General features: G+C 58.3%; 13 protein-coding genes and 1 pseudogene. 9 read left to right on the top strand and 5 right to left on the bottom strand.

From position 1 onward, the window contains the following. The first annotated feature begins 136 nt into the window (after nt 1-136). Nucleotides 137-919, top strand: coding sequence for a PIN domain-containing protein (locus ACTJKE_RS07105; RefSeq protein WP_245296036.1), 783 nt, complete (start codon nt 137-139; stop codon nt 917-919). Nucleotides 920-1,176: 257 nt separating this feature from the next. Here the strand turns inward: ACTJKE_RS07105 and ACTJKE_RS07100 are convergent, their stop codons facing one another. Both ACTJKE_RS07100 and ACTJKE_RS07095 read right to left on the bottom strand, forming a co-directional pair. Continuing rightward, on the bottom strand, nt 1,177-2,100 hold the full coding sequence (locus ACTJKE_RS07100) for a LysR family transcriptional regulator (RefSeq protein WP_058326388.1): 924 nt from the start codon (nt 2,098-2,100) through the stop codon (nt 1,177-1,179). Between the two features lie 171 nt (nt 2,101-2,271). Then, a complete protein-coding gene (locus ACTJKE_RS07095) occupies nt 2,272-2,793 on the bottom strand; it encodes a hypothetical protein (RefSeq protein WP_440691543.1) in 522 nt (173 codons plus the stop codon). Here ACTJKE_RS07095 and ACTJKE_RS07090 point away from each other — a divergent pair. The 4 genes and pseudogenes from ACTJKE_RS07090 (at nt 2,746) to ACTJKE_RS07075 (ending at nt 4,854) form a co-directional block, all read left to right on the top strand. Next, on the top strand, nt 2,746-3,087 hold the full coding sequence (locus ACTJKE_RS07090; protein WP_440691625.1) for a metallophosphoesterase: 342 nt from the start codon (nt 2,746-2,748) through the stop codon (nt 3,085-3,087). The two genes, ACTJKE_RS07095 and ACTJKE_RS07090, sit on opposite strands and share 48 nt — an antisense overlap. A 71-nt stretch (nt 3,088-3,158) precedes the next feature. Further along, nucleotides 3,159-3,503 (top strand): annotated as a pseudogene (locus ACTJKE_RS07085) (c-type cytochrome); the annotation flags it as partial. Further along, nucleotides 3,504-3,635, top strand: a complete 132-nt coding sequence (locus tag ACTJKE_RS07080; protein WP_276524125.1) for a hypothetical protein — start codon at nt 3,504-3,506, stop codon at nt 3,633-3,635. Between the two features lie 193 nt (nt 3,636-3,828). After that, on the top strand, nt 3,829-4,854 hold the full coding sequence (locus ACTJKE_RS07075) for a hypothetical protein (protein ID WP_060520417.1): 1,026 nt from the start codon (nt 3,829-3,831) through the stop codon (nt 4,852-4,854). Nucleotides 4,855-4,980: 126 nt separating this feature from the next. Here ACTJKE_RS07075 and ACTJKE_RS07070 read toward each other — a convergent pair whose 3' ends face one another. Both ACTJKE_RS07070 and ACTJKE_RS07065 read right to left on the bottom strand, forming a co-directional pair. After that, on the bottom strand, nt 4,981-6,846 hold the full coding sequence (locus ACTJKE_RS07070) for a TRAP transporter large permease (RefSeq protein ID WP_060520418.1): 1,866 nt from the start codon (nt 6,844-6,846) through the stop codon (nt 4,981-4,983). A 9-nt stretch (nt 6,847-6,855) separates the two neighbouring features. Further along, nucleotides 6,856-7,872, bottom strand: coding sequence for a TRAP transporter substrate-binding protein (locus ACTJKE_RS07065; protein ID WP_082566448.1), 1,017 nt, complete (start codon nt 7,870-7,872; stop codon nt 6,856-6,858). Nucleotides 7,873-8,385: 513 nt separating this feature from the next. Between ACTJKE_RS07065 and ACTJKE_RS07060 the strand changes: the two genes are divergently transcribed. Together ACTJKE_RS07060 and ACTJKE_RS07055 are read left to right on the top strand one after the other, a co-directional pair. Continuing rightward, nucleotides 8,386-9,234: an NAD(P)-dependent oxidoreductase gene (locus tag ACTJKE_RS07060; RefSeq protein ID WP_244496915.1), complete on the top strand. Its 849-nt coding sequence runs from the start codon at nt 8,386-8,388 to the stop codon at nt 9,232-9,234. Then, nucleotides 9,231-10,079 (top strand): alpha/beta fold hydrolase, encoded by an 849-nt coding sequence (locus ACTJKE_RS07055; protein ID WP_060520420.1) that lies wholly within the window; start codon nt 9,231-9,233, stop codon nt 10,077-10,079. Before ACTJKE_RS07060 ends, ACTJKE_RS07055 begins: the two co-directional genes overlap by 4 nt. A gap of 85 nt (nt 10,080-10,164) precedes the next feature. On the opposite strand, the gene ACTJKE_RS07050 is transcribed toward ACTJKE_RS07055, so the two are convergent. Then, on the bottom strand, nt 10,165-11,085 hold the full coding sequence (locus ACTJKE_RS07050) for a LysR substrate-binding domain-containing protein (protein ID WP_082566449.1): 921 nt from the start codon (nt 11,083-11,085) through the stop codon (nt 10,165-10,167). Nucleotides 11,086-11,315: 230 nt separating this feature from the next. On the opposite strand from ACTJKE_RS07050, the gene ACTJKE_RS07045 reads away from it, so the two are divergent. Beyond that, nucleotides 11,316-12,167: a sugar phosphate isomerase/epimerase family protein gene (locus ACTJKE_RS07045; RefSeq protein ID WP_060520421.1), complete on the top strand. Its 852-nt coding sequence runs from the start codon at nt 11,316-11,318 to the stop codon at nt 12,165-12,167. Nucleotides 12,168-12,189: 22 nt separating this feature from the next. Continuing rightward, nucleotides 12,190-13,182 (top strand): dihydroxyacetone kinase subunit DhaK, encoded by a 993-nt coding sequence (locus ACTJKE_RS07040; protein ID WP_060520422.1) that lies wholly within the window; start codon nt 12,190-12,192, stop codon nt 13,180-13,182. Nucleotides 13,183-13,188: the final 6 nt, after the last annotated feature.

Below are 13,188 nucleotides of genomic sequence, written 5' to 3'. Positions count from 1 at the left end.
AACCAAAGTCAACTCTTGCCTCGTCAAAATACTTCCGCAGGGCCAAGTTGAGCGCGTGCCCAGCCCGGATTTTACACTGCATTAACCATAACAGGCGACCGTGGAGGCATGTATTGGCTGACGCGGGACCGCAAGCATGGCCGACGACATCTTCCTGCTCGACACGAACATCCTCAGCAACGCAAGCAAACAGAAACCGCACCCCGTGGTGGCGCAATGGCTGCGCGCGCAAACGCGACTGGCGATACCATTTGCCGCTATTCTGGAAGTTGAGACTGGGATCGTTGAGAAAAGCAGAACCGATCCAGCCAAGGCTCAAGAGTTGTGGGATTGGCTCGATGGCATCCTTGGTACCGAATTCGAATATCCAGTTCCGACACCCCAGGTAGCTCGGGTATTGGGGAAGCTTATGTGCTGCCGCCCCTTGACCCATCTTTGGTACGCAGATCCCCGAGCGGATCGAAAAAAGCCGGGCCAGGACCTCTTCATCGCCGCCACCTCGATCGTTTACGAGATGCCGATTGCCACACTTGACGTGAAGGATTTCGAGCAAATTAACGAGTATCTTCCTCTGCCGGGCGTCTACAATCCGGCCTTCGGTGTTTGGGCGGTGCCAAGGGGCTACGCATCTATTCCGGGGACGACGAGCAACGCTCAGCATGGTCGGTTGATTAGGCCGGCCGAGGCGACCGCTCGCAGCGTTCTGCTTGATCTTGGTGAGAGGCCGCGAAACCCGCAAGCACCACGCGTAAGAAACCCGAGACCCTCCCGGGTACGCCGATACCCAGCAGCCGCGCCTCAAAACTTTTTCATGAACGAAAGCTTGGACTTTCCGCACAGACATTGGAGGTATTCGCGCTTCCCCCGGTTTGGACTGACCTCAAGTAGCAGGCCACATAACGGCGCCCTCGCCCAATAGCACCCCTGCCAGCCAACCAGTGCGGAGCGTCGCCCTGACGATCACGGAAGGTTATCCCCATAGCTACTCACCGCATACATACTGGGCTATAGAACCACTGACGCCGCCCCCAGCCCCGACCTTGGCAACTGGAGCTTGGGAACAGATCGTTATGGCGAGGCACCGGGGTATTTTCAAACACTGGACCGATACGTGTGAAAGATTGGCGCTGCACGCGGTCCCACTCGGCGCACACCGGCGGCGCGGGGGCTGAAACTTCAAACGCGATCCATGCTATCGAGGATCTCGCTCATCGGCTTCTTCAGGTGATCCAGAAACGTCCGCAACGCCGATGGTACTTGCCGATGCGACACATAGTAGGCGTGAAACCCCGGTCCCAACGAAGCCCATTCGGGCAAGACCACTTCAAGCGTCCCCGCGGCAAGTTCGTCCGTTACGCGCTCGCGCAAACAGTAGAACAAACCGCACCCCTGTTTGACCATGTCGATGGAAAGCTCGGAATCGCCAAGCGTCATGGTTCCTGGAACATCGAGAACGGTCGCTCGCTCTCCGTCGCCAAGCTCCCAGCGGTAGATGCGATCGGTCCCCGTCCTGATCCGGATGCATTGGTGCGCCAGGAGATCCTGCGGAACATTGGGGCGACCGTGCGCCGCGATGTACGCCGGGGACCCAACGACTACCCATTCCAGTTCGGGCGTTAGCCGCGCGGCAATCATCCCTTCGGGAACAGTTCCGCCGTAACGAATGCCCGCGTCGAACCCATCAGCCACCATGTCGACGAAGCGGTCGTCGACCGACACCTCAAGCTCGATATCCGGATACAGCCGGTTGAAACTCGGCATTCGGGGAGCCAGCAACAAGCGCGCAGCATCCCTGAGTGCAGTTATCCTGACACGTCCCTTAGGTCCCTCACGGAAGCGTTCAAGCTTATCCAGTGCTGTCTGAATACCGGAGAACTGTGGCTCCAGCTCGGAAAGCAGCATTTCGCCTGCGGCCGTCAGACTGACGCTCCTGCTTGTCCTGTGAAAGAGGCGGACGCCAAGCCGGGACTCGAGGCCGCGCATCGCGTGACTCAACGCGGACCCCGACACTCCCCGTATCGCGGCGGCTTTCCGGAAGCCTCCTGCGCGGGCGATCGCAATGAAAGTCTCTAAGTCGGCAAGTTCCGTACGCTGGGACATCTTGAATGAAGTGAAGGTAGTTCACCGTTCTGTCAACAACCACTCACCACCGAAGCCTCCGTCGATCGAGTATGAAGTCCTCTCGCTTGATCTCAGCTCGACGGAATTGATGTGTTTCACCTAGCAAAAGCGCTTCTCTGCCTATTCGTCATCATCCGCTTCCTCCTTCCTCTACCCTGGCCGAAGGCTTGGAAGGTTGTCGCCGCAGTCCTCCTGATGGTTGTATTCCAGCACAGTCTGATCAGCCTTCTGGTTTTCGGCACGATGTTCTCGCCCGAGGTGCCTCGGCAGGTCATGATCGCAGCGAACTGGATTTCCGGGATCATCCTTCTGCTTGCGGCGTTTCAGTTGCTGTCTGACCTGACAGCGCTGACCCTTGCGGCACTTCGGCGTCGCCACGTACTCATACCGACATTGATTCGCTACGCAGGCGGCGTGGTCGCAATTGCCCTCACCGCCTTCGGCGTGAGCCAGGCCATCCGCGTTCCACCGGCAAAGGAGATCGAACTTCCAGTCAGAGGCTTGCCTGAAGAATTCGACGGCTATCGCATAGTCCACCTGACCGACCTGCACATCAGCAGGCTTTTCCATGCGCCTTGGGTGGAAGCGACAGTCGAGCGGACGAATGCGCAGTAAGCCGACCTCATCGTCATTACGGGCGACCTGATCGATGGCGACCTGCATGCGCGGCATGCGGACATAGCTCCACTGCAGAGGCTTCGAGCCAAAGACGGTGTTTTCGCGATCCCAGGAAACCACGAGTACTACTTTGGTCACGACCTTTGGATGAGGCAGTACGCGAGCCTCGGAATGACTACCCTGTCAAACGAGCATGTTTTGCTGTCCCGTAGTGGGGCGACGCTGGCTCTTGCAGGCGTGAACGACCTGACAGCGCCGCGGTTTGGCCTACCCGGCCCGGACTTCGTGAAGGCGCTCAAGGGCGTAAGGTTGGCCGCATCGTATATCGAGCGCTCACGACTAAACTGATCCCGACCTCGACGTTCCTAGATGCCGCAAAGGCGAGCTACGATGCGTGCAGCGAACTCGTTTTCGCGCAGGTGGTGACCGCTCCTGACTGCGAACAAGTGAGATTGGCTTTTGCTGCCGTGGGCCTTCACACCACTGAAGAGATCGCCGCTGTCCCGCAAGGGGCCCCGCCCACGGCGTTGGGACCTCTTCAATTCACCGCTGAACAATCGACGACCGGCGGCATCGTGTATGGTGGCCGCTGCAGGGGGTGTCATGGGGCGACGTTGTTGGGCGGCCTTGGCCCGCCGCTCGCAGGCCCTCTGTTCCGAAACAAATGGTACGAGGGTTCGGTTGGTGCGCTCTACGATTTTGTCAAAACTCGGATGCCGAAGGTGAGCCCTGGGAGTCTCACGCCGACGGAGTATCTCCACCTCGTGGCTTTCATAGTCAAAGAGAACGGCTCGACGCCGGGGACCGAACCCATGCCAGAGAATAGCCAGGCGCTGACCGAAATGGGCTTCAAGCAGCCGGCGACGGACACCGAGCAGACGACCCAGGCCAAGTAGTGCGTCGAACGACGACCATGGCAAGAGGCATGGGTTCGCAGACCCGTGGCTGAGTTGCACCGGGTCTAGTAGTGCCGCCAGCAAAATACCGCTTGCGACGACCACAACTCGCTTCCGCACAAGTTGAAACAGGCTTTCCTAATTTTAGATTTAGGCTATGCTGCGTTGCAACATAAAGCTTGCGGAGGTAGCCATGAAGACTTTTTCCGTTGTCGCCAATGTGCAAATTGATCGGACCGCGGCGTTTCCAGCGAAATTCGCAGACAATCCGTTTCGGGCAGTCACACTGGATACGGTCCTGCGCCGCAACGCAGTCCTTGACGCCGTATTCTATGATGTGGATGTGCTCGAAGAGGAAGAGACGCCCGAGCTCGCATTTTGGTTGGCTCGAGAAGGCGCGGTCATTCTGGTACCGCCGACCGGAGGTGGTCGCCTCAAGGTCTTTCTAACGGCTGACGAATTCCTTGCCGAGGCTCCTTCGGTGGCAGCGCTCGCCATTGCCGGTGTGGGAAGCTCCGCTCTCGGTGCCGCAGCTTTCGCGCGTAACGTTGCCGACGCACTGGGCGGACCCGCAGCCGCTATCGTTTCCGGGTATGGCATTGCTGATGTGTTGACCGAGGCTCTCGGCGGATTCTTCTGGTTTGGGGCCCTGAATAGCGTGAGACACGCCTTCGAACCGTTCGACGCAATGACAAAAATGTTCTCGCGAACCGAACATGCGAACAGATCCGGCCTCTGGACGCGGACGAGCAAGGACACCGAAGCGGTGATCGCCCTCCTCCAGGATAAGCGCTTCACGCCTCAAGTTCTTGTTGGTCATTCCAAAGGCAACCTCGTGCTCTCCGAAGCACTTTACGCGCTCGTGGGGGAGCAGCCGAAGGTAGCGAAACGCGTCTCCGAACAGTCCCGGGTCGTTACAATCAGTGCGAAGATCGGCATGCCCCCGGAATTCAAGGACGTGATTGACATCATGGGGGAATGGGATGGCTTCGGGGCCTTGAATTCCCGTCCGGACATACCCGCGGATATTGTGGTGCCACGCGGTTGGCATAGCACAAACCCGAGTTTCCCGATGGGTATGGGGATCGATGTCACAGAGAATCTGAAGCGCGCCATGACGATGTTTGAGGGGCGCCCCCTCTCCGGGCCCGCCGCATTGTCACTGGTACTCGATGCACCACAACGGGCAGCTGCCGCGATACGGCAAGAGGCAACCTGACTTACCCGCCATCTGTCGAACGTTAGTCTTCCCCGCGTCCATTGAGCCATTTGGATGCGTCTCTGACCCCGCCTCCCGGCGGGGCCTTTTTTTGTTCATAGAGGCAANNNCCAGTAAAATCGGCTTTCAGAGGAAGCCAATCGAAATCCAGGGCACCATGGCTACCAACGCCAACCCCAAAAGCAGCGCGACCATGTATCCCCACAGAGGTTTGATGCCTTCCGCTGGATTTACCCGACCGATCGCACAAGCGGCGTAGTATCCGACGCCAAAGGGCGGAAGGAATAGGCCGACGCCCATCGCCAGGATCACGACCATCGAATAATGGACATCATGAATTCCCAGCCCCTTCGCGATTGGGAAAACCAGGGGAGCGAAGAGCACAACGGCGGGAATCCCTTCAAGCACGCTGCCTAGAATGATGAACGCGACGATCGACACGAACATGAACATCGGCGCGCCACCCGGAAGACCACCCATTGCCTCGACTAGGCCACGCGAGAAGCCGGATTGTGTCAGGCACCATGCCACCGCCGTCGCCGCAGCTATGATGAAGAGGATTGCCCCCGACAACACCGCAGTGTCGACCAACATCGGACCAACGCGTTTCAGGTCGAACTGCCGGTAGATCAAAAGTCCGATCAGGACCGAATAGGCGATGCCAATTGTCGAAACTTCTGTCGCCGTCGCCACCCCCTCCACCACCGCGGTGCGAATGATGAATGGAAGCGCGAGCGCCGGCAACGAGATGAGGAACGCCCGGAAGATTTCCTTGCGCGGAGCCTTCCGGAAACCGGACATGTCCTCGTTTCGGTAGCGCCACCACACGACCACGCAAAGCATGAGTCCACACACCAGGGCGGGCAAAAGACCGCCTATGAACAGCGCCGAGATGGAGACACTGGTCACAGAGCCGATGGTGATCAGAACCAGGCTTGGGGGAATTGTTTCGGTCTGCGCCCCAGTGGCGGCAAGCAGTGCAACGAGATCGCCGGGCTTGGAACCTCTCGCTTTCATCTCTGGAAACAAGGCAGGTGCTACCGCGGCCATATCGGCGGTCTTCGACCCGGAAATGCCGGACACGAGGTACATTGCGGCCACGAGCACGTAGCACAGCCCACCACGAACATGTCCCAGAAGCGATGCCAGAAAATTCACCATGGCGCGCGCCATGCCCGTCAGTTCCATCAGCATTCCGAGCAATACGAACAATGGAACCGCAAGCAGTAGGAGGTGCGACATCCCTTCGTCGAGACGACCGGCGATAACGGTCAGCGGCCGGCTCGTGCCAATCGCGACATAGCTGATCGCCGCCAGAGCGAACACGAATGCGATGGGTACGCCACTGAGAACGCCAAGTGCGATGAACACGACGAAAAACAGTACCAGGTTCCAATTGCCCATCGCTAGGATCAAGGGTTTGGCTGCCAGCGCCAACCCTATTATGCACACGGCAATCAACACCCCGACTACAAAGTCGGTGAGCTTTATGCGACGAACGGCGTCCATGACGCCCAGCAAAACCATCAATCCGAGACCGATCGGCAGCCCAAAGGACCGCCATGCCACCGAAATTTCCATCGCTGGTGTCACGACGGGGATTTCATGGATTGCATACGTCGTGGCCTTGGGCAGCAACAGCACGCAGACCGCCAGGCAAAAGACCAAAGATGCCACTTCGAGTCTGGCCCGGGTAGCAGGTGCCATCGCGTCTGCGATGGCACTCATTCTCATATGCTGGCCGCGATGGAAGGCCAAAACCGCGCCCATCATCGACAGCCAGAGGAACAGCATGGACGCAAGCTCGTCCGACCAGACAAGAGGCTCGCCCCAAGCGTAGCGGGCGACAACGCCCGCCGAAAGCACGCCGACTTCGACGACGACCAGCGCCGCCGCCGCCAACTCGACGAGTCGTACGATACCCGTCTCGATTTTGGTGAGCACCGGCCACGACCCGGCCACCGGGTGACTCACGTTTGCTGATGTGGTCATGGGAGTGCCTCAGATCAGCTTGCCAGAGGTGGCTTCCAATACCGACCAGGCTTCTTCACCAAAACGCTCCTTCCAATCCGTGTAGAACGACGAATTCTGAAGGGTGGCGCGGAACTGCGCGATGTCCACGTCGATGAACTCGAGCCCCTTGTTCGTCAGCTCCGTCTGAAGTTCCGAATTCAGCTTCTCGACATCTGCGCGCTGCGTGAGAGCCGACGAGTTGATCTCGGTCACCACGATCTCTCTCAGGTCCTCGGGAAGCATGTCGAAGTTGTCGCGGTTTGCGAGAATCCAAAAACCGTCCCACATGTGGTTGGTGCGCGATAGATACTTTTGAACCTCGTACATCTTTGCGAAGTAGATGCCAGCGAGGGGATTCTCCAGGCCGTCCGCGACGTGCGTTTGCAAGGCAGAGTACGTCTCGCCCCACGGGATCGACGTCGGGGCGGCACCGAGGGATTTGAAGAGCGAAGTCCACAGGGGCGCAGGCGGAACACGGATCTTAAAGCCTTTGAGGTCTTCCGGCGATTTGATCGGCTGAGCGAGCGAAGTTGTTTGGCGGAAGCCGTTGTCCCACATTTTCTCGAAGGCGACGAGGTTGACCTGCTCGAACGCGCTCCGGATGTTGCGGCCGAGATCACCGTCAACCGCTTTCCAAACCTGTCCGTAGTCATTGAAGGCAAACCCTACGCCAGTGATGGCGGCGGCCGGAACGAGAGTTGCCGCGATCAGGCCTGTTTGCGCCAGGAAATCCAACGCACCGGAGCGAAGCTGGCTCAGCATGTCCGCGTCTGTACCTAGCTGGCTGGCCGGGAAGACCTGAATACTCACACGGCCGTCGGTCCGCTCGCTGATCTTTTTGGAAGCTTCATTCATCCTTATGTTGAGCGGATGGTCGACTGGCATGATGTTGGCAAATTTGAGCGAGAACTCTGGCGTGTTGGCACGCAGAATGCGTGGAGCGGCCATCGCCGCAGTAAGCGCAACAGAGCTCACAATAAATGAACGCCGACTGATGTTGATCATTGGTTCCTCCTCAAAACCCGCCTTGATCTGTCTTGATGCAATCTGGAGGTTCCGGCGCTAGCGCCTTCTCCTTGGAATCCTCTGACTGCAGCCGTGCCTCGATCCAAAAAATCGTGGGAGCGCATGGAATAGCGCCGAAAACTCTCCTCCTTCACGGCTCGAAACAAGTTAGGCGCTTACTTTGTCCTTTCACAAATGAAATGGTTCCCGCGATTGATGAGCTGAACTCAGGCAACCTTTGCAAAAGAAAGCCAAATTCGATTGCGAATGCTCTTTTGGCGCAGCCGCACATGAATTCAGATCACATGTTCTCAGCACGATCTCTTTTGAAGTGGCAGTCTGCACCATGGTAACCGCTCAATCGGGAGGACGCCCTACGTTCACGAAATTGGAGCGTCCGTGTTGCACGCATTGCGGAGGAAACCTGAGGTGCACCAAGCATTAGAACCGAAGCCGAGCCCAGCCAGCAGGCCCCTGATCGGATTCATTGGGCTGGGATCCATGGGGTTGCCGATGGCGTCACATCTTTCGAGAGATGGATACGCCGTTAAGGGCTTCGACATCGCCGAAAACGCTCGGAAGAGCTTTGACGAGAATGGTGGCGGGTCCCATTCGAACGCGGCCGAAGCAGCCGACGGCGTTCGTGTTCTGATGTTGATGGTCGTGAATATTACGCAGGCGCGTCAAGCGCTGTTCGAAAGCGGCGCACTGTCAAATTCGGCCGAAGACTGCATCGTCGTTCTGATGTCGACCTGCCCCCCTGGCGATGTTGAAGCATTGGCAAGGGAGGTGAAGGCTCAGGGGCGTCGTTTTCTGGATGCGCCTGTTTCGGGCGGCGTTGCTGGGGCACGCACCGCCTCGCTTTCCATCATGGTAGCCGGCGACAGGCACACCTACGACGAATGCTACAATTTGTTCGAGGTGCTGGGATCAAAGATTTACTTCCTTGGCGCACATCCTGGTCAGGCATCGGTCGCCAAGGCCGTAAACCAGTTGCTGTGCGGCGTGCATTTGGCCGCCGCCGCCGAAGCCCTCGCCTTGGCAGAGAGGGCAGGACTCGACACGGCGACCATGCTTCAGATCGTATCCGGTTCGGCCGCTGCAAGCTGGATGCTCAACGACCGCGGACAGCGCATGCTGCAGAACGACCCGGAGGTAACCAGTGCCGTGGATATTTTCGTGAAGGACCTCGGCATCGTCCTTGCAGCCGGCTCCTCGGCAAAGGCTGCGCTGCCCTTGGCATCCGTTGCACATCAGTTCTTTCTTGCCGCATCCGGCCAAGGGGCGGGTTTGGCCGATGACAGCCAGGTAATTCGGGCATATCGAAACATGACCGCGGGCAAGCGGGAGGAAAAGAAGTGACCGCCGAGATCAAGAGCAACTACGCGCGCCTATCAGAAGTCACCATGCACTACCTGACCGCAGGCTCGGGCGAGCCACTGGTATTGCTGCACGGCATCCCGCAGAGTTCACATGAATGGCGACACGTCATTCCCTTCCTTGCAGACAAATACTCTATTATCGCGCCTGATTTGCGCGGCCTTGGTGACACTACTCGCCCTGCGGCCGGCTACGACAAGAAAACCGTTGCCGCCGATGTCTGGGAGTTGCTCTCAGAACACCTCAAGGTCAGCAGCTTCTACTTAGTGGGGCACGATTGGGGCGGCCCGGTCGCGTTTTCCCTTGCCGCGCAGCATCGGGAGGCAGTCAAGAAACTGGCCATTCTCGATGTCACCATTCCCGGCGACGGGGCAGAAATGTCGCAAGGTGGCCGCCGCTGGCACCATCCCTTCTTCCGGACGCCGGACCTACCGGAGGCGATGTTCGGCGGCCGTGAGCACATCTATCTTGAGTGGCTTTTCGACAACTACGGTAGCCGCACAAACGTCCTCTCGCAGGCGGACAAGAACGAATACTTCCGTACCTATCTCAAGCCGGGCGGTTTCCGAACGCTTCTCGCCTACTACCGCGGCTTCCCGACGGACGTAAGAGACAACGAAACCTTCCTTGAAAAAGACGGCAAGCTGGATATGCCAGTCTTGGCGCTTGGCGGCGACAGCGGCTTCGGACGCGGCATGGAAACACTCGAATCTCTCGGACGGGTGGCGAACGACGTCCGGGGCGGGCTGATCCCGAACTCAGGCCATTGGGTGGCGGAGGAGGCTCCCGAATTCATCGCTGATGAACTCAGAAAATTCTTCGGATAATTAGAGTCTTCTGGCGTAGGTGATGCGCGCCTCGGTGGGCGCATCACCTCGTCGACATTATTATCGCGCTACTGGCTTGAGCGTCTCATTCGACCTGATCGCGCGCCGAATGCTCATCGCCCTTGAGTGCATCTTCAATCCAATGGCGAAATAAGGCGATCTTAGGTGTCCGGGCCCTCGAACGCAGGTAGACGAGGCTGTGGCAGTTGATTTTCGCGCCTTCGATACCGAGCGGAGCGATTAACCTACCGCTCTTGAGATCCTGTTGAACCAGCATAAGGCTCTCTAGGCAAACGCCCAAACCATCGGCAGCTGCGTTGATTGACATGAACGATCGATCGAACCGGAGTCCGCGATCCATGTTCAGCGCCACACCGTGGTCGTCCGCCCAATCCTGCCACCGATAGAGATTCACCTCCGAGTGGATGAGCGGGAACCTGACGAGATCCTCTGGCTCACGAATTCCGTTGCCACCTTCAGCCAGGGCCGGTGCGCAAAGCACGACGATCGGTTCGGGGGGAAACGGTTCTACTGCAATGCCAACCTCGGCGGGCTGCGTTCCATAGCGGATATCGATGTCTACTGTGCCTGTCCGCAACTCGGCCGGATCGCCCGATGCATGCAGACGCAGGTCTATCTCCGGATACTTGGCGCTGAACCGCGCCAAGCGCGGCATCAACCATTGAGAAGCGAGACTGACCACCGAATGGATGTTCAGGATGTCGCTCTTGCCCCTGTTGGTAAAATTGCGTGTCGCGCTCTCTATCCGCTGAAAGGATGCACTGATTTCCTCGGCATAAACCCGACCCGCGTCTGTCAGCATGATTGTGCGACCAGAGCGATGGAACAGCGCAATTCCCAACTCTGCTTCCAACGCCGCCATCTGATGGCTAACAGCCGACGGACTAATGCTGAGTTCATCCGCTGCTTTGCCAAACGATCCCAGACGCGCGACGGCCTCCAGCACCTGCAGTGAACGCAGCGAAGGAAACTCGCGCATCGTCATGTCAATCTCCTCACAGTTGACGGCCGCAGTTCAGACAGATGCAACCGAACACAGCAGGTGCAATGGCTGATCTTGCCTCAGCTTTCATGAGCGCTCTTAACACAATTTCGAATTAAGGTGAATCTGCTTCATCATTTAAGAACTCGAATTCGCTTGTTTGAAGAACGATAATTCAACAACTTCCCTGACCGGGAGAGGCTCGATGTCTTTACCCGAACAGGGAGGAATAGATGACTGCCCGGATCATATCCGTCTCGGGCGCGCCGTATGACGGACACAGCCGAAGTGCGATGCTAGACAGCGTCGCAAAGATCGGCTTCACGCATTTCGAGCCCGCATTCATTGTTGGATACACCGAGCCGTTCGACGAAACGGCATTTTCCTCGTCAAACGCAAATGAATGGCGCAAGGCGATCTCTATTGCCGGACTATCGTGCCACGCGTTTTCTTCGCACATAGACCTCGGGCTCGACGGCTCGGTTGAAGTTTTCACTGGCCGCATGGAATTTGCAGCCGCGCTCGGAGCGAAAGTCATCGCAACCAATGCGGCTGCGCGTGCAAGGGAGGCATCGTTCTTCCGCAACGTTGAAATTCTGCTCAAGCGTGCGGAAACACTCAACATCACCATCGCGCTCGAGAACCCAGGTGATGGAAGCGACAATCTTATCAATACGGCCAGGGACGGGGTTGCGCTCGTCGAGCGCCTCGCCTCGCCCTTTCTCAAGTTGAATTACGATGCCGCAAACACTGCTTCGCATCGACCCGATATGGGCGACTTGGCAGAAGACGCAATCCTGGCTCTTCCCGCGTCTGCCCACGCCCACATCAAGGATGTACGCCGGACCGAACAAGGTTGGTTTTTCACGCCTATCGGCGACGGAGAGGTCGGCTGCGGCCGACTTCTACGCGCGGTCGCCGAACTGCCAGGCTTCCCTGTGAGTATCGAGCTGCCGTTACGCCTGCACCGCGGGGCAGATGCTCAGCCGATCCGCCGCTACGATCCGGTACCTCTGACGACAATCGAAGAGATGCTCACACGATCGTTAAAGATCGTCCGGCAAGCATTTGGTCAAATTCAATAAACAGTGCCTGGAGGAGGACGCGATGCAACGTTTTGTAAACAACCCCGACGAGGTGGTGGAAGATACCGTGAAAGGCTTTGTAAAAGCCCACCGGGACATCGTCCGCCTTTCGGAAAATCCGCGCGTCATCGCGGCGGCAGACGCGCCAACGCGCGGTAAGGTCGGCGTTATCACAGGCGGCGGGTCAGGCCACGAACCTGCGTTCGTCGGCTACACCGGGCGCAACATGCTGGACGCGGTCGCGGTAGGCGAACTCTTTTCGTCGCCGACGGCTAAGAGTTTTCATGATGCCATTCGCGAGGCGAACGGCGGAAAAGGCGTCGTCGTCCTCTACGGCAACTACGCCGGCGACAATATGAACGTGAAGATGGCAACAAAGCTGGCTGCCAGGGACGGCATCGAAGTCGCAACCGTCGTCGCAAACGATGATGTTTGCTCCGCTGCCCCTGACGAGCGCGAAAAGCGTCGCGGCGTTGCCGGAGAAATCTTCATGTGGAAGGTCGGCGGTGCAAAGGCTTCGCAGGGCGCTAGCCTGGAAGAGGTTCGCGCCACGGCACAGAGGGCGATCGACAACTGCCGCTCGATTGGAGTCGGTCTCGGGCCCTGCACCCTGCCCGCCGTCGGCCACCCGAACTTTCAGATCGAGCCCGGCACGATGGAGGTCGGCATCGGCCATCATGGGGAGCCGGGGGTACGGGTCGAGGCTCTGAAAACCGCCACCGACGTCGCCAAGGACATGTCTCAGATCGTCCTCGACGACCACATGCTGGACGCGGGAACGGAAGTCGCGGTTTTGGTCTCCGGCCTCGGAGCAACGCCGGTGAACGAACTTTACATTCTTTTCGACACGATCGAAAACGAGATCACAAGCCGGGGCCTCAAAATCTACAAAACGTACATCGGCAACTACTTCACTTCGCTCGAAATGGTGGGGGCAACATTGACCGTGATGGCGCTCGACGACGAACTCAAGGCTTTGCTGGACGTCGAAGTCCGTTGCACCGCGGTTCTGTAAGGAGGA

The sequence above is a fragment of the Ensifer sp. 22521 genome (assembly GCF_052044795.1).
In the GTDB taxonomy this organism is placed as follows: domain Bacteria; phylum Pseudomonadota; class Alphaproteobacteria; order Rhizobiales; family Rhizobiaceae; genus Ensifer.
The sequence above is the reverse complement of the archived record's forward strand: the minus strand, read 5'-3'. Positions and strand labels throughout refer to the sequence as shown.